The 22,891-nt window shown below is 63.6% G+C and carries 20 protein-coding genes; 19 read left to right on the top strand and 1 reads right to left on the bottom strand.

Going from position 1 to position 22,891, the window contains the following annotated elements:
* Positions 1 to 8: 8 nt before the first annotated feature.
* From uppS to ispD, 19 genes are all read left to right on the top strand, one after another.
* On the top strand, positions 9 to 755 hold the full coding sequence (gene uppS, locus N7333_RS01615) for a polyprenyl diphosphate synthase (RefSeq protein ID WP_003244205.1): 747 nt from the start codon (positions 9 to 11) through the stop codon (positions 753 to 755).
* The gene (locus tag N7333_RS01610) at positions 755 to 1,570 is read left to right on the top strand and encodes a phosphatidate cytidylyltransferase (RefSeq protein WP_012019184.1); all 816 of its coding nucleotides are present in this window, start codon (positions 755 to 757) and stop codon (positions 1,568 to 1,570) included. Before uppS ends, N7333_RS01610 begins: the two co-directional genes overlap by 1 nt.
* Complete coding sequence (ispC, locus tag N7333_RS01605) at positions 1,567 to 2,751, top strand: 1-deoxy-D-xylulose-5-phosphate reductoisomerase (RefSeq protein WP_279858207.1); 1,185 nt, start codon at positions 1,567 to 1,569, stop codon at positions 2,749 to 2,751. The genes N7333_RS01610 and ispC overlap by 4 nt, the downstream gene beginning before the upstream one ends.
* A gap of 17 nt (positions 2,752 to 2,768) precedes the next feature.
* Positions 2,769 to 4,121: a sigma E protease regulator RseP gene (rseP, locus tag N7333_RS01600; RefSeq protein WP_279858206.1), complete on the top strand. Its 1,353-nt coding sequence runs from the start codon at positions 2,769 to 2,771 to the stop codon at positions 4,119 to 4,121.
* Between the two features lie 87 nt (positions 4,122 to 4,208).
* Complete coding sequence (bamA, locus tag N7333_RS01595) at positions 4,209 to 6,569, top strand: outer membrane protein assembly factor BamA (protein WP_003244210.1); 2,361 nt, start codon at positions 4,209 to 4,211, stop codon at positions 6,567 to 6,569.
* Positions 6,570 to 6,613: 44 nt separating this feature from the next.
* Positions 6,614 to 7,117, top strand: coding sequence for an OmpH family outer membrane protein (locus N7333_RS01590; protein ID WP_279858205.1), 504 nt, complete (start codon positions 6,614 to 6,616; stop codon positions 7,115 to 7,117).
* Complete coding sequence (gene lpxD / locus N7333_RS01585) at positions 7,114 to 8,175, top strand: UDP-3-O-(3-hydroxymyristoyl)glucosamine N-acyltransferase (protein ID WP_085986038.1); 1,062 nt, start codon at positions 7,114 to 7,116, stop codon at positions 8,173 to 8,175. The genes N7333_RS01590 and lpxD overlap by 4 nt, the downstream gene beginning before the upstream one ends.
* A 47-nt stretch (positions 8,176 to 8,222) precedes the next feature.
* A complete protein-coding gene (fabZ, locus tag N7333_RS01580) occupies positions 8,223 to 8,663 on the top strand; it encodes a 3-hydroxyacyl-ACP dehydratase FabZ (RefSeq protein ID WP_003244215.1) in 441 nt (146 codons plus the stop codon).
* A complete protein-coding gene (gene lpxA, locus N7333_RS01575; RefSeq protein WP_003244217.1) occupies positions 8,660 to 9,436 on the top strand; it encodes an acyl-ACP--UDP-N-acetylglucosamine O-acyltransferase in 777 nt (258 codons plus the stop codon). The genes fabZ and lpxA overlap by 4 nt, the downstream gene beginning before the upstream one ends.
* A gap of 5 nt (positions 9,437 to 9,441) precedes the next feature.
* Positions 9,442 to 10,575 (top strand): lipid-A-disaccharide synthase, encoded by a 1,134-nt coding sequence (lpxB, locus tag N7333_RS01570; RefSeq protein WP_003244219.1) that lies wholly within the window; start codon positions 9,442 to 9,444, stop codon positions 10,573 to 10,575.
* Positions 10,575 to 11,201, top strand: coding sequence for a ribonuclease HII (gene rnhB / locus N7333_RS01565; protein ID WP_279858204.1), 627 nt, complete (start codon positions 10,575 to 10,577; stop codon positions 11,199 to 11,201). Before lpxB ends, rnhB begins: the two co-directional genes overlap by 1 nt.
* A 71-nt stretch (positions 11,202 to 11,272) precedes the next feature.
* Complete coding sequence (gene dnaE / locus N7333_RS01560) at positions 11,273 to 14,803, top strand: DNA polymerase III subunit alpha (protein ID WP_279858203.1); 3,531 nt, start codon at positions 11,273 to 11,275, stop codon at positions 14,801 to 14,803.
* Positions 14,804 to 14,929: 126 nt separating this feature from the next.
* Entirely contained in the window at positions 14,930 to 15,880 is a 951-nt protein-coding gene (locus tag N7333_RS01555) for an acetyl-CoA carboxylase carboxyltransferase subunit alpha (RefSeq protein ID WP_003244224.1), read from the top strand.
* 139 nt (positions 15,881 to 16,019) lie between these two features.
* Complete coding sequence (gene tilS / locus N7333_RS01550; protein ID WP_012019178.1) at positions 16,020 to 17,342, top strand: tRNA lysidine(34) synthetase TilS; 1,323 nt, start codon at positions 16,020 to 16,022, stop codon at positions 17,340 to 17,342.
* 150 nt (positions 17,343 to 17,492) lie between these two features.
* Positions 17,493 to 19,124 (top strand): CTP synthase, encoded by a 1,632-nt coding sequence (locus N7333_RS01545; protein ID WP_279858201.1) that lies wholly within the window; start codon positions 17,493 to 17,495, stop codon positions 19,122 to 19,124.
* A 3-nt stretch (positions 19,125 to 19,127) separates the two neighbouring features.
* Positions 19,128 to 19,973, top strand: a complete 846-nt coding sequence (kdsA, locus tag N7333_RS01540; protein ID WP_003244230.1) for a 3-deoxy-8-phosphooctulonate synthase — start codon at positions 19,128 to 19,130, stop codon at positions 19,971 to 19,973.
* A gap of 146 nt (positions 19,974 to 20,119) precedes the next feature.
* Positions 20,120 to 21,409: a phosphopyruvate hydratase gene (gene eno / locus N7333_RS01535; protein WP_003244233.1), complete on the top strand. Its 1,290-nt coding sequence runs from the start codon at positions 20,120 to 20,122 to the stop codon at positions 21,407 to 21,409.
* Between the two features lie 177 nt (positions 21,410 to 21,586).
* A complete protein-coding gene (locus tag N7333_RS01530; protein WP_003244235.1) occupies positions 21,587 to 21,865 on the top strand; it encodes a septum formation initiator family protein in 279 nt (92 codons plus the stop codon).
* Positions 21,862 to 22,569, top strand: coding sequence for a 2-C-methyl-D-erythritol 4-phosphate cytidylyltransferase (ispD, locus tag N7333_RS01525; RefSeq protein WP_279858200.1), 708 nt, complete (start codon positions 21,862 to 21,864; stop codon positions 22,567 to 22,569). The genes N7333_RS01530 and ispD overlap by 4 nt, the downstream gene beginning before the upstream one ends.
* Before the next feature lie 2 nt (positions 22,570 to 22,571).
* Here the strand turns inward: ispD and N7333_RS01520 are convergent, their stop codons facing one another.
* Entirely contained in the window at positions 22,572 to 22,886 is a 315-nt protein-coding gene (locus N7333_RS01520) for an HPF/RaiA family ribosome-associated protein (protein WP_003244239.1), read from the bottom strand.
* Positions 22,887 to 22,891 lie beyond the last annotated feature (5 nt).

Here is a 22,891-nt window from a genome sequence, read left to right as displayed (position 1 = left end):
TTCCCGACATGGACAAGAACAAGCAGGGGGCGGTGCCGCGGCATGTCGCCATCATCATGGATGGCAACAACCGCTGGGCGAAGAAACGCCTGTTGCCGGGCGTAGCGGGGCACAAGGCGGGCGTCGACGCGGTTCGCGCGGTGATCGAGGTGTGTGCCGAGTCGGGTGTCGAGGTATTGACCCTGTTCGCCTTCTCCAGTGAGAACTGGCAGCGCCCGGCCGAGGAGGTCGGTGCGCTGATGGAGCTGTTCCTCGGCGCGCTGCGCCGCGAGGCGAAGAAGCTGCTGGATAACGACATCGGCCTGCGCATCATCGGTGATCGCTCGCGCTTTCATCCGGAGTTGCAGGCCGCCATGCGTGAGGCCGAGTTGCTGACGGCCGGCAACCGGCGCTTCACTTTGCAGATCGCTGCCAATTACGGCGGGCAGTGGGATATCGCCCAGGCCGCCCAGCGTCTGGCGCGCGAGGTGCAGGCCGGGCATCTGCAGCCCGAGGACATCACTCCCGGGCTGCTGCAGGGCTGTCTGGCCACCGGCGATCTGCCGTTGCCCGATCTGTGCATACGCACCGGTGGCGAGCACCGCATCAGTAACTTCCTGCTCTGGCAGTTGGCTTACAGCGAACTGTACTTCTCCGACCTCTACTGGCCGGATTTCAAGCACGAGGCCATGCGCAAGGCGCTGGCCGATTTCGCTACCCGCCAGCGTCGCTTCGGCAAGACCAGCGAGCAGGTGGAAGCCGAGGCGCGTTCCTAATGCTCAAGCAACGAATCATCACGGCGCTGGTGCTGTTGCCCATCGCCCTGGGCGGTTTTTTTCTGCTCGACGGCGGCGCCTTTGCGCTATTCATTGGTGCGGTGGTCTCGCTGGGTGCCTGGGAGTGGGCGCGTCTGGCCGGGCTTGACGCTCAGCCTCAGCGCATCGCCTATGCAGTCGGGGTGGCGGTGCTGCTCTACGGTCTCTATCTGCTGCCTGCGCTAGCGCCGCTGCTATTGCTCATCGCGGTGCTGTGGTGGGCTGCGGCGACGCTGCTGGTGCTCGGCTACCCCGACAGCAGTCGGTACTGGGGCGGCCTGCCCGGCAAATTGCTGATCGGTCTGTTGATTCTGCTGCCGGCCTGGCAGGGGCTGGTGCTGCTCAAGCAGTGGCCGCAGGCCAACGGCCTGATCATCGCCGTCATGGTGCTGGTCTGGGCTGCGGATATCGGTGCTTATTTTTCTGGCAAGACCTTCGGCAAGCGCAAGCTGGCGCCCAGGGTCAGCCCCGGCAAGAGCTGGGAAGGCCTCTACGGCGGCCTCGCCACCAGCCTGCTGATCACCCTGCTGGTTGGTCTGCAGCAGGGCTGGAGCCTTGGCAGCCTGCTGCTGGCGCTCGGTGGTGCGGCTGTGGTGGTGCTGGTTTCGGTGGTCGGTGACCTGACCGAGAGCATGTTCAAGCGGCAGTCCGGAATCAAGGACAGCAGCAACCTGCTGCCTGGTCATGGCGGCGTGCTCGACCGTATCGACAGCCTCACCGCGGCCATTCCGCTGTTTGCGGCGCTGCTGTGGCTGGCGGGCTGGGGTTCGCTGTGAGCACAGTGCAGCAGATCACCGTACTGGGGGCGACCGGCTCCATCGGTCTGAGCACCCTGGACGTGATCGCGCGTCACCCCGAGCGTTACGCGGTATTCGCGCTCAGCGGCTTTTCCCGGCTGGCGGAGCTGGAGATGCTCTGCGTACAGCATCGTCCGCGCTATGTCGTGGTGCCCGACGCTGCCGCGGCGCACGCTCTGCAGGGCAGCCTGCGAGCGGCGGCGTTGCCCACCGAGGTGCTGGTGGGCGAGGAGGGCCTGTGCGCCGTAGCCGCACACGGCGAGGTCGACTGCGTAATGGCGGCGATCGTCGGTGCCGCCGGCCTGAGGCCGACCCTGGCGGCGGTGCAGGCCGGCAAGAAAGTGCTGCTGGCCAACAAGGAAGCGTTGGTGATGTCCGGCGCCCTGTTCATGCAGGCGGTGCGCGAGAGCGGCGCCACCTTGCTGCCGATCGATAGCGAGCACAACGCCATTTTCCAGTGTCTGCCGAGCGACTACGGCCGCGGGCTGCAGGCGGTCGGCGTGCGTCGGGTGCTGCTCACCGCTTCCGGCGGTCCCTTTCGCGAAACGCCGCTGGCCGAGCTGGAGCGTGTCACGCCCGAGCAGGCCTGTGCACATCCGAACTGGTCGATGGGGCGCAAGATTTCGGTCGATTCGGCAAGCATGATGAACAAGGGCCTGGAGATGATCGAGGCTTGCTGGTTGTTCGACGCCCGTCCCGAACAGATCGAGGTGGTCATTCACCGGCAGAGCGTGATTCATTCGCTGGTCGATTACGTCGACGGTTCGGTGCTGGCCCAGTTGGGCAACCCGGACATGCGCACGCCCATCGCCCATGCCCTGGCCTGGCCGCAGCGTATCGATTCGGGGGTGTCGCCCTTGGATCTGTTTGCCATCGGTCGCCTGGATTTCGAGCGCCCCGACGAGCAGCGCTTTCCCTGTCTGCGTCTGGCGCGCGAGGCGGCGCAGGTCGGCGGCAGCGCTCCGGCGATGCTCAACGCGGCCAACGAGGTCGCGGTCGACGCCTTTCTGCAGCGCCGCATCCGCTTCAGCGATATCGCGCGTATGATTGAGTTCGTGTTGAACGCGGAGTCGGCGCGGGCAGTCGAAGCGCTCGATGCGGTCTTCGAGGCCGATCGCCGGGCGCGCGCCCTGGCTGGTGAATGGCTCGCCCGGCATTGATGGGCTGGAGAGAATAGATGAGTGGGCTGTATATGGTGGTCGGCACCCTGATCGCTCTGGGTGTCCTGGTGACCTTTCACGAATACGGGCATTTCTGGGTGGCCCGGCGTTGCGGGGTCAAGGTCCTGCGCTTTTCCGTCGGCTTCGGTACGCCTCTGCTGCGCTGGCATGACCGGCAGGGCACCGAATTCGTGATCGCGGCCATTCCGCTCGGTGGCTACGTGAAGATGCTCGACGAGCGTGAGGGCGACGTGCCGCCCGAGCTGGTCGAGCAGTCCTTCAATCGCAAGAGCGTGCGCCAGCGCATCGCTATCGTCGCTGCAGGCCCGCTGGCCAACTTCCTGCTGGCTCTGCTGTTCTTCTGGTTCGTCGCCATGCTCGGTAGCCAGCAGGTGCGCCCGGTCATCGGCGCGGTGCAGGAAGGCAGTCTGGCAGCGGCTGCGGGGCTGCAGGCGGGGCAGGAGATCGTCGCGGTCAATGGCGAGGCAACCAGCGGCTGGGCTGCGGTCAACCTGCAACTGGTGCGTCGTCTCGGTGAGAGCGGCACCCTGAATCTGCGCGTCCTCGAGCCTGGGTCGACCGTTGAAACGCCCAAGCAGGTGCAGCTGGACAATTGGCAGCGTGGCGTCGACGAGCCCGATCCCATCGGGTCGCTGGGCATTCGTCCCTGGCGTCCGGCTCTGGAGCCGGTGCTGGCCGAGGTGGACCCCAAGGGGCCGGCCCACGCGGCAGGGCTGCAAACGGGCGACAGATTGCTGGCGCTTGATGGCGAGCCGCTGGCCGACTGGCAGGATCTGGTCGATCGCGTGCGGGCGCTGCCGGGAGAGGCCGTGACCCTGCGCATCGAGCGTGCCGGGCAAGCGCAGGATGTCGAGCTGACACTGGCGGCGCGCGGCGAGGGTGAGGTGCGCAGCGGTTATCTGGGCGCCGGCGTGCAGGGGGTGGAATGGCCGCCGGAGATGCTGCGTGAGGTGCGCTACGGTCCCATCGAAGGCATCGCCGAAGGCATGCGTCAGACCTGGGCGATGAGCCTTCTGACCCTCGATTCATTGCGGAAAATGCTGTTCGGAGAGCTCTCGGTAAAAAACTTGAGTGGGCCGATAACCATTGCTAAAGTGGCGGGCGCTTCAGCTGAGTCAGGGCTGGGGGATTTCCTGAAATTCCTTGCATATCTGAGTATTAGCCTGGGGGTTCTGAATCTGCTGCCCATCCCCGTACTGGATGGTGGGCATCTGCTGTTTTATCTGGTCGAGTGGGTGCGTGGTCGCCCCTTGTCTGAGCGGGTCCAGGGTTGGGGGATGCAGATCGGCATCAGTCTGGTCATCGGGGTCATGTTGCTGGCTCTGGTCAACGATCTTGGCCGTCTGTAAGCATTGCTGAATTGCGCTCTCGAGATTCACAAGAAGTGTCGCCTTGGGCGGCAGTTTTTATCGTCAGTTGGAATAAGAAAGGACTTCATGAAACGTCTGCTGCTACCTGCGGTACTGTCCGCATTGATGATCGCCGAAGTTCACGCCGAGTCCTTCACCATCTCCGATATACGCGTCAACGGTCTCCAGCGGGTTTCCGCCGGTAGCGTATTTGGCGCACTGCCGCTGAACGTGGGTGAGCAGGTCGACGACCGCCAGCTGGTCGATGCCACCCGCTCCCTGTTCCGCACCGGTTTCTTCCAGGATATCCAGCTCGGTCGCGATGGCGACGTGCTGGTCATCACCGTGGTCGAGCGTCCTTCCATTTCCGGTATCGAAATCGAAGGCAACAAGGCCATCACCACCGAGGACCTGCTCAAGGGTCTGAATCAGTCCGGCCTGGCCGAGGGCGAGATCTTCCAGCGCGCCACGCTCGAAGGCGTGCGCAACGAGCTGCAGCGCCAGTATGTTGCGCAGGGCCGCTACTCCGCGGAAATCCAGGCCGAGGTGATTCCCCAGCCGCGCAACCGCGTGGCGCTGAAGATCACCATCAACGAAGGCACCGTCGCCGCCATCTCGCACATCAACGTGGTGGGCAACACGGTGTTCAGCGATGAAGACCTGACCGACCTGTTCGAACTGAAGACCACCAACTGGCTGTCGTTCTTCAAGAACGACGACAAGTACGCTCGCGAGAAGCTGTCCGGTGACCTGGAGCGTCTGCGCTCCTACTACCTGGACCGTGGCTACATCAACATGGATATCAGCTCCACCCAGGTATCCATCACCCCGGACAAGAAGCACGTCTACATCACCGTCAACGTCGAAGAGGGCGAGAAGTACAGCGTTCGCGACGTGAAACTGTCCGGTGACCTCAAGGTACCGGAAGAAGACGTGCGTGCACTGCTGCTGGTGAAGGAAGGGCAGGTGTTCTCGCGCAAGGTGATGACCACGACCAGCGAGCTGATCACCCGTCGCCTGGGTAACGAGGGCTACACCTTCGCCAACGTCAACGGCGTGCCGGAAGCGCACGACGAGGACAACACCGTTTCCATCACCTTCTTCGTCGACCCGGGCAAGCGCGCCTACGTCAACCGCATCAACTTCCGCGGCAACACCAAGTCCGAGGACGAGGTGCTGCGTCGTGAGATGCGCCAGATGGAAGGTGGCTGGGCCTCGACCTATCTGATCGATCAGTCCAAGGTGCGCCTCGAGCGTCTGGGCTTCTTCAAGGAAGTCAACGTCGAAACTCCGCAGGTGCCGGGTACCGACGACCAGATCGACGTCAACTACAGCGTCGAAGAGCAGCCGTCCGGCTCCATCACCGCCAGCGTCGGTTTCGCCCAGAACGCCGGTCTGATCCTGGGTGGCTCGATCAGCCAGAACAACTTCCTGGGTACCGGTAACCGCGTCAGCCTCGGTCTGACCCGCAGCGAATACCAGACCCGTTACAGCTTCGGCTTCGTCGATCCCTACTGGACCGTCGACGGCGTCAGTCTGGGCTACAACGCCTTCTACCGCACCACCGACTACGACGAGCTCGATGTCGATGTATCCAGCTACTCGGTCGACAGCCTGGGTGCCGGCATCAACATCGGTTATCCGATCAGCGAGACCGCGCGTCTGACCTACGGTCTGACCGTGCAGCAGGATACTATCGATACCGGCCGCTACACCGTCGACGAGATCTTCGATTTCATCGAGGCCGAGGGCGACAATTACCTGAACTTCAAGGGCTCCATCGGCTGGTCCGAGTCGACCCTCAACCGTGGCGTGCTGGCCAACCGTGGTCATTCGCAGAGCCTGGTGCTGGAAACCACCATTCCGGGCAGCGATCTGTCGTTCTACAAGCTCGACTACCGCGGCCAGGTATTCAAACCGATCAGCGACACCTACACCCTGCGCTTCCATACCCAGTTGGGTTATGGCGACAGCTATGGCTCCACCGCCGAATTGCCGTTCTACGAGCATTACTATGCCGGTGGTTTCAACTCGGTACGCGGCTTCAAGGACAGCAGCCTGGGGCCACGCAGTACGCCGAGCTCCGGCAACAAGCCTGGCACGCTCCGCGACCCGGACCAGGATCCGTTGCCGTTCGGCGGTAACGTGCTGGTGCAGGGCGGCGTCGAGATGCTGTTCCCCATGCCGTTCGTCAAGGATCAGCGTTCGCTGCGTACCGCGCTGTTCTGGGATGTGGGTAACGTCTTCGATACCAACTGCTCGTCGAGCCAGAAGAAGCTCAGCGACAGCTGCGACATCGATTTCAGCAACCTGGCCAGCTCCGTGGGTGTCGGCCTGACCTGGATTACCGCGCTCGGCCCGCTGAGCTTCAGCCTGGCCATGCCAATCAAGAAGCCGGATGATGCCGATACTCAGGTCTTCCAGTTCTCCCTGGGTCAGACCTTCTAAAACTCATTCACCGAAAGCCAACAGTTTTGTTGCAGGAGTGCATTGTGCGTAAGTTGACTCAACTGGTTCTGTTCACCGCCGCTCTGATCGCCACTCCGGCGTTCGCCGAGATGAAAGTGGCCGTGCTGAACTATCAGATGGCGCTGCTCGAATCGGATGCGGCCAAGCGCTACGCGGTCGATGCCGAGAAGAAGTTCGGTCCGCAGCTGAACAAGCTCAAGGCCCTGGAGAGCGATGCCAAGCGCATTCAGGACCGCATGGTCAAGGATGGCGAGAAGATGCAGCAGGCCGAGCGCGAGCGCCTCGAGCTCGAGTTCAAGCAGAAGGCCCGTGACTTCCAGTTCCAGTCCAAGGAGTTGAACGAAGCCAAGGCCATCGCCGATCGCGAGATGCTGGCCAAGCTCAAGCCGAACCTGGACAAAGCCGTGGAAGAAGTGATCAAGAAGGGTAACTTCGACCTGGTGCTCGAGCGCGGTGCGGTGATCGATGTCAAGCCTCAGTACGACATCACTCGCCAGGTCATCGAGCGCATGAATCAGATGCGCTGAGCATGAGTGCGACATTTACCCTCGGCCAGTTGGCCGAGCGCCTGGGCGCCACCTTGCGTGGCGCCGAAGCTAAGGTCATAACGGGCCTGGCCACCTTGCAGGAGGCCAGGCCCGAACAGTTGAGCTTCCTGGCCAACGCCCAGTACCGCAAGTTTCTGGCGCAGACCCAGGCCGGCGCTGTGCTGCTGAGCGCAGCTGATGCCGAAGGTTACGCTGGCGATGCCCTGATCGTTGCCAATCCCTATCTGGCCTACGCTCAGCTCTCGCATCTGTTCGATCGCAAGCCCAAGGCTGCTCCCGGCATTCATGCCACCGCCCAGGTCGCCGACGACGCGCAGGTCGATCCGAGCGCCAGTGTGGGGCCCTACGCGGTCATCGAGAGTGGCGCGCGTATCGGTGCCGAGGTCAGTATCGGCGCGCACTGTGTGGTCGGTGCCCGTAGCGTGATCGGTGACGGCGGCTGGCTGGCACCGCGCGTGACGCTGTATCACGACGTGCAGATCGGCAAGCGTGTGGTGATCCAGTCCGGTGCGGTGATCGGTGGCGAGGGCTTCGGTTTCGCCAACGAGAAGGGCGTCTGGCAGAAGATCGCGCAGATCGGTGGGGTGACCATCGGTGATGACGTAGAGATCGGCGCCAATACCACCATCGACCGGGGTGCGCTCTCCGACACCCTGATCGGCAATGGCGTGAAGCTGGATAACCAGATCATGATCGCGCACAACGTGCAGGTCGGTGACAACACCGCCATGGCCGGCTGCTGCGGTATTTCCGGCAGCACCAAGATCGGCAAGAACTGCATGATCGCCGGTGGCGTCGGCATGGTTGGTCACATCGAGGTGTGCGACAACGTATTCGTCACCGGCATGACCATGGTCACGCGCTCGATCACCGAACCGGGCGCCTATTCTTCCGGTACCGCCATGCAACCGGCGGGCGAATGGAAGAAGAGCGCGGCGCGTATTCGTCAGTTGGACGAGATGGCCAAGCGTTTGCGTGAGCTGGAAAAACAGCTGGCCGCCGTGACCCAGACGGCGAACGTCTCATCTGATGCCTGAGCACGACGTTGTAGTGCTCTTTTCTTTTCTTACAGGCTTAATCGGACATGATGGACATCAACGAAATTCGTGAATATTTGCCGCACCGCTATCCTTTCCTGCTGGTGGATCGTGTGGTGGACCTGGACGTCGAAGGCAAGCAGATTCGCGCCTATAAGAATGTCAGCATCAACGAGCCGTTCTTCAATGGCCATTTCCCCGAGCACCCGATCATGCCTGGCGTGCTGATCATCGAGGCCATGGCCCAGGCCGCCGGCATCCTCGGTTTCAAGATGATGGGCGTGAAGCCGGCCGACGGCACCCTCTATTACTTCGTCGGTTCGGACAAGCTGCGTTTCCGCTCGCCGGTGCTGCCGGGCGATCAGCTCACGCTGGAAGCCAAGTACCTGAGCGATCGTCGCAGCATCTGGAAATTCGAGTGCCGCGCCACTGTCGATGGCAAGGAAGTCTGCTCCGCTGAGATCATCTGTGCGGAACGCAAACTATGAGTTCGATTGACCCCCGCGCCATCATCGACCCCAGTGCCAGACTGGCCGACGACGTCGTCGTCGGCCCGTGGAGCATTGTCGGGCCCGATGTGGAAATCGGCGAGGGTACAGTCATCGGCCCGCACGTGGTGCTCAAGGGGCCGACCGTGATCGGCAAGCACAACCGCATCTACCAGTTCTCCTCGGTGGGTGAGGATACGCCTGACCTGAAATACAAGGGCGAGCCGACGCGCCTGGTGATCGGCGATCACAACACCATCCGCGAAGGCGTCACCATTCACCGTGGCACCGTGCAGGATCGTAGCGAAACCACCATTGGCGACCACAACCTGATCATGGCCTATGCCCATATCGGTCATGACAGCGTGATCGGCAATCACTGCATTCTGGTCAACAATACCGCCCTGGCTGGTCATGTCTGGGTCGACGACTGGGCGATTCTTTCCGGTTACACCCTGGTGCATCAATTCTGCCGCATCGGCGCGCACAGCTTCTCCGGCATGGGCACTGCCATCGGCAAGGACGTTCCGGCGTACGTCACCGTGTTCGGCAACCCGGCCGAAGCGCGCAGCATGAACTTCGAGGGCATGCGTCGTCGTGGCTTTTCGGCCGAGGCCATCGCTGCGCTGCGCAAGGCCTACAAACTGGTTTATCGCCAGGGACTGACTGTCGAGCAGGCGCTGACGGAGCTGGCCGAGTCCGCTGCGCAGTTCCCGGAGGTTGCGGTGTTCCGCGACTCCATCCAGGCCTCCACACGCGGCATCACGCGCTGATTCCCATGAGCAGACCTATTCGCGTCGCACTGGTCGCCGGTGAGGCGTCCGGTGACATTCTCGGTTCCGGCCTGATGCAGGCCATCAAGGCGCGCCATCCGGATGCCGAGTTCATCGGCGTCGGCGGTGCGCGCATGGAAGCCGAGGGCCTTAAATCCTATTTCCCGATGGAGCGCCTGGCCGTGATGGGCTTGGTCGAGGTACTGGGCCGTCTGTTCGAGTTACTGGGGCGCCGCCGTCAACTGGCCCGCGATCTGATCGCCGCAAAGCCGGACGTGTTCATCGGTATCGACGCCCCCGACTTCAATCTGGGCCTGGAGCTCAAGCTGCGCCGAGCCGGCATCAAGACCGTGCATTACGTCAGCCCGTCGGTCTGGGCCTGGCGGCAGAAGCGCGTGCTGAAGATTCGCGAAGCCTGCGACCTGATGCTGACCCTGTTCCCCTTCGAAGCGCAGTTCTATGACGCCCATCAGGTGCCGGTGCGTTTCGTTGGTCATCCCTTGGCCGATGCCATTCCCCAGCAGGCCGACCGCGCCGCCGCCCGCGAAGCGCTGGACCTGCCGCAGGACGGGCCGGTCGTCGCCCTGATGCCGGGCAGCCGAGGCGGGGAGGTGGCGCGTCTGGGCGATCTGTTCCTCGATGCGGCCATTCGCCTGCGCGCCTTGCGTCCAGGCGTTCGCTTCCTGCTGCCCTGCGCCACGCCCGAGCGGCGCGCGCAGCTGGAGCAGATGCTGGCCAGCCGCGATCTGCCGCTGACTCTGCTCGACGGCCGCTCTCACGAGGCGCTGGCCGCCTGCGATGCGGTGCTGATCGCTTCGGGTACCGCCACGCTGGAGGCACTGCTGTACAAGCGTCCGATGGTGGTGGCCTATCGCGTGGCACCGCTGACCTATCGCATTCTCAAGCGCCTGGTGAAGAGTCCCTACATCTCGCTGCCCAATCTGCTGGCCGAGCGTCTGCTGGTGCCCGAACTGATCCAGGAGGCGGCGACCGCCGAGGCTCTGGCCCAGGCCGTGGCGCCGCTGATCGATGGCGGTCAGGTACAGACCGAAGGCTTCGACGTGATTCACCGTGCGCTGCGTCGCGACGCCTCGGTGTCGGCGGCGGACGCCGTGCTCAAGCTGGCGGGGCGCGACTGATGCAGCTGGGCCTCGACTTCACCCTGGTCGAAGAGCTGGTCGCCGGAGTGGACGAAGTCGGCCGTGGCCCGCTCTGCGGCGCGGTGGTCACGGCGGCGGTGATTCTCGATCCCCTGCGGCCGATCATCGGTCTGAACGATTCGAAGAAGCTTACCGAGGCGCGTCGCGAAGTGCTGTTCGACGAAATTCGCGAGAAGGCCCTGGCCTGGTGCATCGCCCGCGCCGAGGTGGAGGAGATCGACCGCCTGAACATCCTGCATGCCACCATGCTGGCCATGCAGCGAGCTGTCGAAGGGCTGAGCGTGACGCCGAAACTGGCGCTGATCGATGGCAACCGCTGCCCCAGGCTGACGGTACCCAGTGCACCGGTGGTCAAGGGTGACAGTCGAGTACCGGCGATCGCCGCGGCTTCGATTCTGGCCAAGGTCAGCCGCGACCGCGAGATGCTCGAGATGGATCGCCTCTATCCCGGTTACGGCATCGCCGGTCACAAGGGCTATCCGACGCCCGTTCATCTCGAGGCGCTGCAGCGCCTGGGGCCGACCCCCATCCATCGGCGCTCCTTCGCCCCGGTGCGGGCGTTGCTCGAGCCTGTAGCCGTCGATTGCATCGCCGCCACGGTCTGAACCTCTGGCCCTAAGTCAGACCCGCTTAGGCTACAATCCGCGCTTTGTCGTTTTCACCTGCAAGGCCGCCCATGACCCAAGCTTTCGTCCACCTGCGTCTGCACACCGAATACTCCCTGGTCGATGGCCTGGTGCGGGTCAAACCGCTGATCAAGGCCGTGGCCGGGGCTGGCATGCCGGCGGTTGCGGTCACCGACATGAGCAACATGTGCTCGCTGGTGAAGTTCTACAAGACGGCCATGGGCGCCGGGGTCAAGCCGATCTGCGGCGCCGATATCTGGATGGCCAGCGCCGAGGAAGACGGCCCGCTGACGCGCCTGACCCTGCTGGCGATGAACCCCAAGGGCTACCGCAACCTCACCGAGCTGATTTCCCGCGGTTGGGCCGAGGGGCAGAGCAACGACCTGGTGATCATCCAGCGTGAGTGGGTCAAGGACGCGGCCGAAGGCCTGATCGCGCTGTCCGGCGCGCGCGAAGGCGAAGTCGGCCTGGCGTTGCTGGCCGGTGACGAGGCCCTGGCGGAAACGCGCCTGCGCGAGTGGATGGCGGTGTTCCCGGACCGCTTCTATCTGGAAGTGCAGCGCACCAGCCGTGTCGGCGACGAGGAATACCTGCATGCCGCCGTGGCGTTGGCCGACCGCGTCGAGGCGCCGCTGGTGGCGACCAACGACGTGCGCTTCATCAAGCAGGACGACTTCGAGGCGCACGAAACCCGCGTCTGCATCGGCGAGGGGCGTACCCTGGATGACCCGCGCCGGCCGCGGCATTACTCCGACCAGCAGTACCTCAAGACTCCGGCGGAAATGTGGGAGCTGTTCTCCGATCTGCCGGAAGCCCTGGAAAACACCGTCGAGATCGCCAAGCGCTGCAATATCGATGTGCAGCTGGGCAAGTACTTCCTGCCGGACTTTCCCACGCCCAACGGCATGGGCATCGACGACTACCTGCGTCATGCCTCCTTCGAGGGCCTGGAGGAGCGTCTGCAGGTCCTGCTGCCCAAGGACACGCCGGATTACGAGGCGAAGAAGCAGGTCTACGTCGACCGCCTCAACTTCGAGCTGGACATCATCATCCAGATGGGTTTCCCCGGTTACTTCCTGATCGTGATGGACTTCATCCAGTGGGCCAAGAACAACGGCGTGCCGGTCGGCCCGGGCCGTGGTTCGGGTGCCGGCTCGCTGGTGGCCTATGTGCTGAAGATCACCGACCTGGATCCCCTGGCCTACGACCTGCTGTTCGAACGCTTCCTCAACCCCGAGCGGATTTCCATGCCCGACTTCGACGTCGACTTCTGCATGGACGGCCGCGACCGGGTGATCGACTACGTGGCCGAGAAATACGGGCGTAACGCGGTCAGCCAGATCATCACTTTCGGCTCGATGGCGGCCAAGGCGGTGGTGCGCGACGTGGCGCGGGCGCAGGGCAAGTCCTACGGCCTGGCCGATCGCCTGTCGAAGATGATCCCCTTCGAAGTGGGCATGACCCTGGAGAAGGCCTACGAGATGGAGGAGCCGCTGCGCGAGTTCCTCAAGAACGACGAGGAAGCCCAGGAGATCTGGGACATGTCGCTCAAGCTCGAAGGCATCGTGCGCGGCACCGGCAAGCACGCCGGCGGCGTGGTGATCGCACCGACCAAGCTCACCGACTTCTCGCCGATCGCCTGTGACGAGGAGGGCGGCGGCCTGGTGACCCAGTTCGACAAGGACGACGTCGAGCAGGCCGGCCTGGTCAAGTTCGACTTCCTCGGTCTGCGCACCCTGACCATCATCAAGTGGGCGATGGAAACCATCCACCGCATCCAGAAGCGCGACGGCGCCGCGGACGAGGACCTGGTCAACATCGACTTCATCCCGCTGGATGACAAGAAGACCTACGACATGCTGCAGAAGGCGGAGACCACCGCGGTCTTCCAGCTCGAATCGCGCGGCATGAAGGAGCTGATCAAGAAGCTCAAGCCCGACTGTCTGGAAGACATGATCGCACTGGTGGCGCTGTTCCGCCCCGGCCCGCTGCAGTCCGGCATGGTGGACGACTTCATCAACCGTAAGCACGGCCGCGCCGAGCTGTCCTATCCGCACCCGGATTACCAGTACGCCGGCCTGGAGCCGGTGCTCAAGCCCACCTATGGCGTCATCCTGTACCAGGAGCAGGTGATGCAGATCGCTCAGGTGATGGCTGGCTACACCCTCGGCGGTGCAGACATGCTGCGTCGCGCCATGGGCAAGAAGAAGCCCGAGGAGATGGCCAAGCAGCGCGGCGGCTTCATTGAAGGTTGTGCCAACAACGGCATCGATGCCGACCTGGCCGGCAACATCTTCGACCTGGTGGAAAAGTTCGCCGGTTACGGCTTCAACAAGTCGCACTCCGCTGCCTATGGCCTGGTGTCGTATCAGACTGCCTGGCTCAAGGCGCATTACCCGGCGCCGTTCATGGCCGCGGTGCTGTCGGCGGATATGCACAACACCGACAAGGTGGTGATCCTGGTGGAAGAGTGCCGCAACATGAAGTTGCGCATCGATCCGCCGGACGTGAACGTCTCCGAATTCAAGTTCACCGTCAACGACGACGGCCGCATCGTCTACGGCCTCGGTGCGGTCAAGGGCGTGGGCGAGGGGCCGGTGGAGGCCATCGTCGAATGCCGCGCCGAGGGCGGGCCGTTCAAGGACCTGTTCGACTTCTGCAACCGCGTCGACCTCAAGCGCATCAACAAGCGCACCCTCGAAGCGCTGATCCGCAGCGGCGCGCTGGATCGCCTCGGCCCCTACTACCAGGACGAGCTCAAGGCCTATCAGGCCAGCGTGGACAAGAACCGCGCCGTGCTGCTGGCATCCATGGAAGAGGCCGTGCAGTCCGCCGAGCAGACCGCGCGCAGCGCCGAGAGCGGCCATATGGACCTGTTCGGCGGCCTGTTCGCCGAGCCCGAGGCGGACGTCTATGCCAACCACCGCAAGGCTCGCGAACTGCCGATCAAGGAACGCCTGAAAGGCGAGAAGGACACCCTGGGCATCTACCTGTCCGGCCACCCGATCGACGAATACGAAGGCGAGATTCGCCGCTTCGCCCGCCAGCGCATCGTCGAGCTCAAGCCCGCGCGCGACACCCAGACCATCGCCGGGATGATCGTCAACCTGCGGGTGATGAAGAACAAGAAGGGCGACAAGATGGGCTTTATCACCCTGGATGACAGATCAGGGAGGATCGAGGCTTCGTTGTTCGCCGATGCCTTTGCCAGCAACCAGGCGCTGCTGCAGAACGATGCGCTGGTGGTGGTCGAGGGCGAAGTCAGCAATGACGACTTCTCCGGTGGCCTGCGTCTGCGCGCCAAGCGCGTGATGAGCCTGGAAGAGGCGCGGACCGGTCTGGCCGACAGCCTGCGCGTGAGGGTAGCCAGCGAAGCGCTCAAGGGCGATCGCCTGCGCTGGCTGGCCGAGTTGTGCAGCAAGCACAGGGGCGCCTGCCCGGTGACCGTCGACTACAGTGGCGAGGAGGCACGCGCCTTGCTTCAATTCGGCGATGCCTGGCGAATCGACCCGGCCGACACTTTGATTCAGGCATTGCGTGACCAGTTCGGGCGCGACAACGTCTTTTTGCACTACCGCTGATGCGAGAGGGGGCTGGTCTCCCTCTTCGCGCAGCAGACTCGACCCGCAGCGCCCCATCCCTTAAGGTAGGGCGCCACATGGATAAAGCTCCCCGGCCACTTGGCCGTCGACGCAAGACGGATGACTATGAACCCGAATTTCCTCGATTTCGAACAGCCGATCGCCGACCTGCAAGCCAAGATCGAAGAGCTACGCCTGGTTGGCAATGACAACGCGCTGAACATCGGCGACGAGATCGCCCGCCTGCAGGACAAGAGCAGTGCGCTGACCGAAAGCATCTTCGGCAACCTGACCAGCTGGCAGATCGCCCAGTTGGCTCGCCATCCGCGCCGCCCCTACACCCTGGATTACATCCAGCACATCTTCACCGAGTTCGATGAGCTGCACGGCGACCGTCACTTCTCCGATGACGCCGCCATCGTCGGTGGTGTCGCCCGTCTCGGCGAGCAGCCGGTGATGGTCATCGGTCACCAGAAGGGCCGCGAAGTGCGCGAGAAGGTGCGCCGCAACTTCGGCATGCCGCGTCCCGAGGGCTACCGCAAGGCCTGCCGCCTGATGGAGATGGCCGAGCGCTTCAAGATGCCGATCCTCACCTTTATCGACACCCCCGGCGCCTACCCGGGCATCGATGCCGAGGAGCGCGGCCAGAGCGAGGCCATCGCCTGGAACCTGCGCGTCATGGCGCGTCTGAAGACCCCGATCATCGCCACCGTGATCGGTGAAGGCGGCTCCGGCGGCGCGCTGGCCATCGGCGTCTGCGATCAGCTGAACATGCTGCAGTACTCCACCTACTCGGTGATCTCGCCGGAAGGTTGCGCCTCGATCCTCTGGCGTACCGCCGAGAAGGCCCCGGACGCCGCCGAAGCCATGGGCATCACCGCCGAGCGTCTGAAGGACCTGGGCATCGTCGATCAGGTGATCGCCGAGCCGCTGGGCGGCGCACACCGCGATCCGGCTGCCGCGTCCGAGTCGATCCGTCAGGAGCTAACCAAGCAACTGGCCAGCCTGCAGAAGCACGACACCAAGGCGCTGCTGGAGCGTCGTTACCAGCGCCTGATGAGCTACGGCATCGCCTGAGTTTCTCAACGGCTGTTGTAGGGTGCGCTGTGCGCACCAATGGTTGTAGCGCCGGTATCTTGGTGCGCACGGCGCACCCTGCTATATCTATCGCACACCACCACGGGCCTTCGGGCCCGTTGTTGTTTAAGCTTGGCCGATGACCGATCTCACCATTCGCCTGCGCCAGGCCATGCAGCCGTGGCGCACGGCTCCTGCCTGGCGTATCGCCTTCTCCGGTGGCCTGGATTCCAGCGTGCTGCTGCATCTGCTCGCCGACTGGGCCCAGCACGAGGAGTTGCCGCCGCTCTCCGCCATTCATGTCCATCATGGCCTGCAGCCGGCTGCCGATGCCTGGCCTGAGCATTGCGCGCTGGTCTGCGCGCGGCTGGATATTCCACTGGACATCGTCAGGGCGCAGGTGGCGCCGGGGGCTAGTCTGGAGCAGGCCGCGCGGCGGGCGCGCTATGCGGCGTTCGCTGAGCGGCTGGGCCCTGGCGAGATTTTGCTCGGTGCCCAGCATCGCGACGACCAGGCCGAAACCCTGCTGTTTCGCCTGCTGCGTGGGGCTGGCGTGCGCGGCCTGGCGGCCATGCCGGTCAGCCGGTCACTGGGTTGCGGCACTCTGCTTCGGCCCTTGCTCGGCTGCTCGCGGGCCGAATTGCATGCCTACGCGCAGTGCCATGGGCTGGCCTGGGTCGAGGATCCGAGCAATGCCGACGAGCGTTTCAGTCGCAATTTCCTGCGCAGACAGGTGATGCCGCTGCTGGCCGAGCGCTGGCCGCAGCTGGCTGCAAGCCTTTCACGCAGCGCCGGCCATCTGGGCGAGGCCCAGCAGCTGTTGGAAGAGCTGGCCGAGATGGACCTGCTGGCTGCTCGTGGCGTTTGCGCTTTGCCCTGGTTGCCGTTGCCTTCCCTGGATTTGTCGGCCGTGGCCGCGCTGAGCGATGCGCGTCAGCGCAATTTGCTGCGGCATTGGCTGGCGCCTATGAGCCGAATGCCCGACAGCGACCATTGGGCCGGTTGGTATGACCTGCGTGATGCGGCTGCGGATGCGACGCCGATCTGGAAACTGGCCGATGGCGAGCTGCACAGGGCGGAGGGGCGGCTCTGGTGGCTCAGCGGGGACTGGTTGAGGCCGCCGCAGCCGTTCGATCTACCCTGCGGTGCGCTTGGCGAACCTGTCGAGCTCCCCGGCAATGGTCGTGTGAACCTGTCTGGCGAACTGCCTCAAGGTCACTGGCATCTGCGTTACCGCGTCGGCGGCGAGTCGCTGCAGGTACCGGGACGTGGTCGGCGTGATCTCAAACGCTTGCTGAACGAAATGCGCGTGCCTCCATTCGTGCGCTCGCGTCTGCCGCTGTTGTTCGATGGCGATGAGCTGGTGGCGGTGGCGAACCTGACGCAAGCGCCAGGAATGGCGGCGGGCGGGGTGCGTCTGCACTGGTCGCCGCCTATCGGTGATCGAGGTTTGAGCTGGTAAGGCCTTTCGGGTAGACTACGCTCCCGTCTTACTACAGCTTTTGCCGACTCCCTCAGGGAGCTTGGCGAGCTTGCCATTGTGTTGTCGATGGCGCTCCTTCGCTTTCCCCGGCGGCACTGACCGCTTAAACGCAGACTTCTAGGGTTTTTCATGACGCGCTACATCTTCGTCACGGGTGGTGTTGTTTCTTCATTGGGGAAAGGCATCGCCTCGGCTTCACTGGCGGCCATCCTGGAGGCGCGGGGCCTGAAGGTCACCATGCTCAAGCTGGACCCTTACATCAACGTCGATCCGGGCACCATGAGCCCGTTCCAGCACGGTGAGGTGTTCGTCACCCATGACGGCGCCGAGACCGACCTCGACCTGGGTCACTACGAGCGCTTCATCCGCACCACGATGAGCAAGAGCAACAACTTCACCACCGGCCGCGTGTACGAAGACGTGCTGCGCAAGGAGCGCCGTGGTGACTACCTGGGTGCGACCATCCAGGTCATTCCGCACATCACCGACGAGATCAAGCGTCGCATCATCAAGGGCGCCGGCGATGCCGACGTGGCCCTGGTGGAAATTGGCGGCACCGTTGGCGACATCGAGTCGCAGCCGTTCCTCGAAGCCATTCGCCAGCTGCGCGTGGAAGTGGGTGCCAAGCGCGCCATGCTGATGCACTTGACCCTGGTGCCGTACATCGCCACCGCCGGCGAGACCAAGACCAAGCCGACCCAGCACTCGGTCAAGGAGCTGCGCTCCATCGGCCTGCAGCCGGACGTGCTGGTGTGCCGCTCCGACCATCCGATCGATGTGTCTTCGCGCCGCAAGATCGCCCTGTTCACCAACGTCGAAGAGCGCGCGGTGATCAGCCTGGAAGACGTCGACACCATCTACAAGATTCCGGGCGTGCTGCACGCCCAGGGTCTGGATGACTTCGTCGTCGAGCGTTTCGGCCTGGAGTGCGGCGGCGCCGACCTGTCCGAGTGGGATCGCGTGGTCGATGCCAAGCTCAACCCGGAGAAAGAAGTCACCATCGCCATGGTCGGCAAGTACATGGAGCTGCTCGATGCGTACAAGTCGCTGATCGAAGCGATGAGCCACGCCGGCATCCAGAACCGCACCAAGGTCAACCTGCGTTACATCGACTCCGAAGACATCGAGAACCAGGGCACCGGCCTGCTCGAAGGCGTCGATGCCATCCTGGTGCCGGGCGGCTTCGGTCTGCGCGGCGTGGAAGGCAAGATCAAGACCGTGCAGTACGCCCGCGAGAACAAGATCCCTTACCTGGGCATCTGCCTCGGCATGCAGGTGGCGGTCATCGAGTATGCCCGTAACGTGGTGGGCTGGAGCGATGCCAACTCCACCGAGTTCGACATGGCCAGCCAGCACCCGGTGGTCGGCCTGATCACCGAATGGCAGGACGCCGCGGGCAGCGTCGAGCAGCGCAGCGAGAACTCCGATCTGGGTGGCACCATGCGCCTGGGTGCGCAGGACTGCCAGCTGCAGGCCGGCTCCAAGGTGCACGATTGCTACGGCAAGGACGTGATCGTCGAGCGTCACCGTCACCGCTATGAAGTGAACAACAACCTGCTGCCGCAGCTGACCGAGGCTGGCCTGAAGGTCACCGGTCGTTCCGGCGACGGCGCGCTGGTGGAAGTTGTCGAGGCGCCGGATCATCCGTGGTTCGTCGCCTGCCAGTTCCACCCTGAATTCACCTCCACGCCGCGTGACGGTCACCCGCTGTTCAGCGGTTTCGTCAACGCCGCGCTGGCGCAGAAAGCGAAGAAGGTCTGACCCATGGCGCAGAAGATCATCAAGGTTCGCGATATCGAGATCGCCAACGACAAGCCGTTCGTGCTGTTCGGTGGCATCAACGTGCTCGAGTCGCGTGACCTGGCCATGCAGGCCTGCGAGGAATACGTGCGGGTGACCGAGAAGCTCGGCATCCCCTACGTGTTCAAGGCCAGCTTCGACAAGGCCAACCGTTCCTCCATCACCTCCTTCCGCGGCCCTGGCCTGGAAGAGGGCATGAAGATCTTCGAAGAGGTGAAGAAGACCTTCGGCGTACCGGTGATCACCGACGTCCACGAGCCGCATCAGGCGGCTGCCGTGGCCGAAGTGTGCGACATCATCCAGCTGCCGGCCTTCCTTTCGCGGCAGACCGACCTGGTGGTGGCCATGGCCAAGACCGGTGCGGTGATCAACATCAAGAAGGCGCAGTTTCTCGCCCCGCAGGAAATGAAGCACATCCTCACCAAGTGCGAAGAGGCCGGTAACGATCAGCTGATCCTCTGCGAGCGCGGTTCCTCCTTCGGTTACAACAACCTGGTGGTGGACATGCTCGGCTTCGGCATCATGAAGCAGTTCGAATACCCGGTGTTCTTCGACGTGACCCACGCCCTGCAGATGCCAGGTGGTCGCGCCGACTCCGCTGGTGGCCGTCGTGCCCAGGTAACCGACCTGGCCAAGGCCGGCATGAGCCAGGGCCTGGCCGGTCTGTTCCTCGAAGCGCATCCGGATCCGGAAAACGCCAAGTGCGATGGCCCGTGCGCCTTGCGCCTGAACAAGCTGGAGCCTTTCCTCACCCAGCTCAAGCAGCTTGACGATCTGGTGAAGAGTTTTCCGCCAATCGAGACTGCCTGAAGCCGACGCAATCCGGTAAAGTGCCGCCCGAGAAAAATCCCCTGACCCGTGAGTCAGAGTGAGCCGCCGATCTGCCCTCGGGTAGCGGCGGCCCAGCGCAGCCTGCTGCTGCCGTCTTATCGTCAACCTTTGGAGCGTTATCAAGAATGGCAAAGATCGTCGACATCAAGGGTCGTGAGGTTCTCGACTCCCGTGGCAACCCCACCGTGGAAGCCGATGTAATTCTGGAAGGTGGCATTGTCGGCAGCGCGTGCGCTCCGTCCGGCGCCTCCACCGGCTCGCGCGAGGCGCTGGAGCTGCGTGACGGCGACAAGAGCCGTTACCTGGGCAAGGGCGTGCTGAAAGCCGTCGCCAACATCAACGGCCCGATTCGCGACCTGCTGCTGGGTAAGGACGCGACCGATCAGCAGGCGCTGGACCGCGCGATGATCGAGCTCGACGGTACCGAGAACAAGGCCAAGCTGGGCGCCAACGCCATCCTCGCCGTGTCCCTGGCTGCTGCCAAGGCCGCCGCTCAGGCCAAGGGCGTGCCGCTGTATGCGCACATCGCCGACCTGAACGGCACCCCGGGTGTCTACTCCATGCCGGTGCCGATGATGAACATCATCAACGGCGGCGAGCATGCCGATAACAACGTCGACATCCAGGAATTCATGGTCCAGCCGGTCGGCGCCAAGAATTTCGCTGATGCCCTGCGCATGGGCGCCGAAATCTTCCACCACCTCAAAGCCGTACTGAAGGCCCGTGGCCTGAACACTGCCGTGGGTGACGAAGGTGGTTTCGCGCCGAACCTGGCCTCCAACGAAGACGCCCTGGCCGCCATCGCCGAAGCTGTTGCCAACGCCGGCTACAAGCTGGGTGATGACGTGACTCTGGCGCTGGACTGCGCCTCCAGCGAATTCTTCAAGGACGGCAAGTACGACCTGGAAGGCGAGGGCAAGGTCTTCGACGCCGCCGGTTTCGCCGACTACCTGGCTGGCCTGACCCAGCGTTACCCGATCATCTCCATCGAAGACGGCATGGACGAGTCCGACTGGGCCGGCTGGAAGGTGCTGACCGACAAGATCGGCGCCAAGGTGCAGCTGGTTGGCGACGACCTGTTCGTGACCAACACCAAGATCCTCAAGCGCGGCATCGACGAGAAGATCGGCAACTCGATCCTGATCAAGTTCAACCAGATCGGCTCGCTGACCGAGACCCTGGAAGCCATCCAGATGGCCAAGGCCGCCGGCTTTACCGCGGTGATCTCGCACCGCAGCGGCGAAACCGAAGACAGCACCATTGCCGATCTGGCCGTGGGTACTGCCGCAGGTCAGATCAAGACCGGTTCGCTGTGCCGTTCCGACCGCGTTTCCAAGTACAACCAGCTGCTGCGCATCGAGGAGCAGTTGGGTGGCAAAGCACCATACAAAGGCCGTGCCGAGTTCCGCGGCTGATCACTGCGTGGTAGAAAAGGGCGACGCAAGTCGCCCTTTTTCGTGGACGCTTCGTCGATCCCTGGGAACCATTGCACGGATGCAGGTACCGAAACCCCATGTCACTCATCAGACGGCTTCTTTTCAAGCATGAATGCAGCCCCTACCATGCCGATGACTCAATCTGCGAGCCGCTCCATGCGTAGTCCGTATTGGCTGTTCATCGTGCTGATCCTTTTGCTGGCCGGTCTGCAGTATCGACTGTGGATAGGCGACGGCAGCCTGGCTGCCGCGAGCCGTCTGCAGCAACAGATCGCCGAGCAGCAGGGCGAGAACGAGCGCCTGCTGGAACGCAACCGCATCCTCGAGGCCGAGGTGATGGAGCTCAAGCGCGGCATGGAAACCGTGGAAGAGCGGGCGCGTCATGAGCTGGGCATGCTCAAAGAGGGCGAAACCCTCTATCTGCTGACCGAATGAGCACGAAATTCTGGCTGGTGGTCCCGGCCGCCGGCGTCGGTGCGCGAATGGCGGCCAATCGGCCCAAGCAGTACCTGCAAGTCGCCGGGCGCTGCATCATTGAACACACCCTCGACTGTTTTCTCGATCATCCCGACCTGTTGGGCGCCGTGGTGTGCCTGGCTGCGGACGACCCCTACTGGCCGCAACTGGCAGTAGCCAGTGATCCGCGCGTAAGGCGTGCGCCAGGCGGGCGTGAGCGCGCCGACTCGGTACTGGCTGGGCTCGATGCGTTGCAGGCTGCCGGCGCAGGTGAGCAAGACTGGGTGCTGGTGCACGATGCAGCCCGGCCCAATCTGGCGCGCGAAGATCTGCAACGGTTGCTGGTCGTTCTGGCGGACGACCCGGTCGGCGGTCTGCTCGCGGTGCCGGTGCGTGACACCCTCAAGCGTGCCGACGCGGATGGGCGGGTGGCGCAAACCGTCGATCGCAGCCAGATCTGGCAGGCCTATACGCCCCAGATGTTCCGCCTTGGGGCGCTGAGCCAGGCGCTGCGTGGCGCGCTGGCGGCAGGCGTGCCGATCACCGATGAGGCCTCCGCGCTGGAGTGGTGCGGGCAATCATCGCGTCTGGTGGAGGGGCGGGCGGACAATCTCAAGATCACCCGCCCCGAGGACCTGGCCTGGTTACGCCAGGCCTGGGTCGAACGCGACCGGCAGCGCTGAGATCAGCTGGGGCGCTGCTTGCCGATATTGCGTTCCAGCACCGTACCGAGCTTGTCGATGGCGCCCTCCAGTGCCTGTTCCAACTGATCGGCGTTATGGCTGACCGAGACCGGGTCTCGACCCTTGAGACGAGCCTCCAGTTGGCAGCGCTTGTCCTGGCCGCCGCTCTTGTGGCTGTTCTCGTCGTTGAAATGCACTTCGATGCGGGTCAGATGATCCTCGAAACGCTTGAGTTTGTCGGTGACCCGACCGCGTACTCGGTCTTCCAGGGCGGCAGAACCGTGGATGTGGTTATCGCTGTTGACCATGACTTGCATGAGGC

The sequence above is a fragment of the Pseudomonas sp. GD04158 genome (genome assembly GCF_029834875.1).
Classification (GTDB): Bacteria; Pseudomonadota; Gammaproteobacteria; order Pseudomonadales; family Pseudomonadaceae; genus Aquipseudomonas; species Aquipseudomonas hydrolytica.
The sequence above is the reverse complement of the archived record's forward strand: the minus strand, read 5'-3'. Positions and strand labels throughout refer to the sequence as shown.

Bases quoted from the DNA above. Each gene is read 5' to 3' on its own strand.
- uppS (WP_003244205.1), top strand. From the start codon at position 9: ATGGACAAGAACAAGCAGGGGGCGGTGCCGCGGCATGTCGCCATCATC.
- N7333_RS01610 (WP_012019184.1), top strand. From the start codon at position 755: ATGCTCAAGCAACGAATCATCACGGCGCTGGTGCTGTTGCCCATCGCC.
- rseP (WP_279858206.1), top strand. From the start codon at position 2,769: ATGAGTGGGCTGTATATGGTGGTCGGCACCCTGATCGCTCTGGGTGTC.
- bamA (WP_003244210.1), top strand. From the start codon at position 4,209: ATGAAACGTCTGCTGCTACCTGCGGTACTGTCCGCATTGATGATCGCC.
- fabZ (WP_003244215.1), top strand. From the start codon at position 8,223: ATGATGGACATCAACGAAATTCGTGAATATTTGCCGCACCGCTATCCT.
- lpxA (WP_003244217.1), top strand. From the start codon at position 8,660: ATGAGTTCGATTGACCCCCGCGCCATCATCGACCCCAGTGCCAGACTG.
- lpxB (WP_003244219.1), top strand. From the start codon at position 9,442: ATGAGCAGACCTATTCGCGTCGCACTGGTCGCCGGTGAGGCGTCCGGT.
- rnhB (WP_279858204.1), top strand. From the start codon at position 10,575: ATGCAGCTGGGCCTCGACTTCACCCTGGTCGAAGAGCTGGTCGCCGGA.
- dnaE (WP_279858203.1), top strand. From the start codon at position 11,273: ATGACCCAAGCTTTCGTCCACCTGCGTCTGCACACCGAATACTCCCTG.
- N7333_RS01555 (WP_003244224.1), top strand. From the start codon at position 14,930: ATGAACCCGAATTTCCTCGATTTCGAACAGCCGATCGCCGACCTGCAA.
- tilS (WP_012019178.1), top strand. From the start codon at position 16,020: ATGACCGATCTCACCATTCGCCTGCGCCAGGCCATGCAGCCGTGGCGC.
- N7333_RS01545 (WP_279858201.1), top strand. From the start codon at position 17,493: ATGACGCGCTACATCTTCGTCACGGGTGGTGTTGTTTCTTCATTGGGG.
- kdsA (WP_003244230.1), top strand. From the start codon at position 19,128: ATGGCGCAGAAGATCATCAAGGTTCGCGATATCGAGATCGCCAACGAC.
- eno (WP_003244233.1), top strand. From the start codon at position 20,120: ATGGCAAAGATCGTCGACATCAAGGGTCGTGAGGTTCTCGACTCCCGT.
- N7333_RS01530 (WP_003244235.1), top strand. From the start codon at position 21,587: ATGCGTAGTCCGTATTGGCTGTTCATCGTGCTGATCCTTTTGCTGGCC.
- ispD (WP_279858200.1), top strand. From the start codon at position 21,862: ATGAGCACGAAATTCTGGCTGGTGGTCCCGGCCGCCGGCGTCGGTGCG.
- N7333_RS01520 (WP_003244239.1), bottom strand. From the start codon at position 22,886: ATGCAAGTCATGGTCAACAGCGATAACCACATCCACGGTTCTGCCGCC.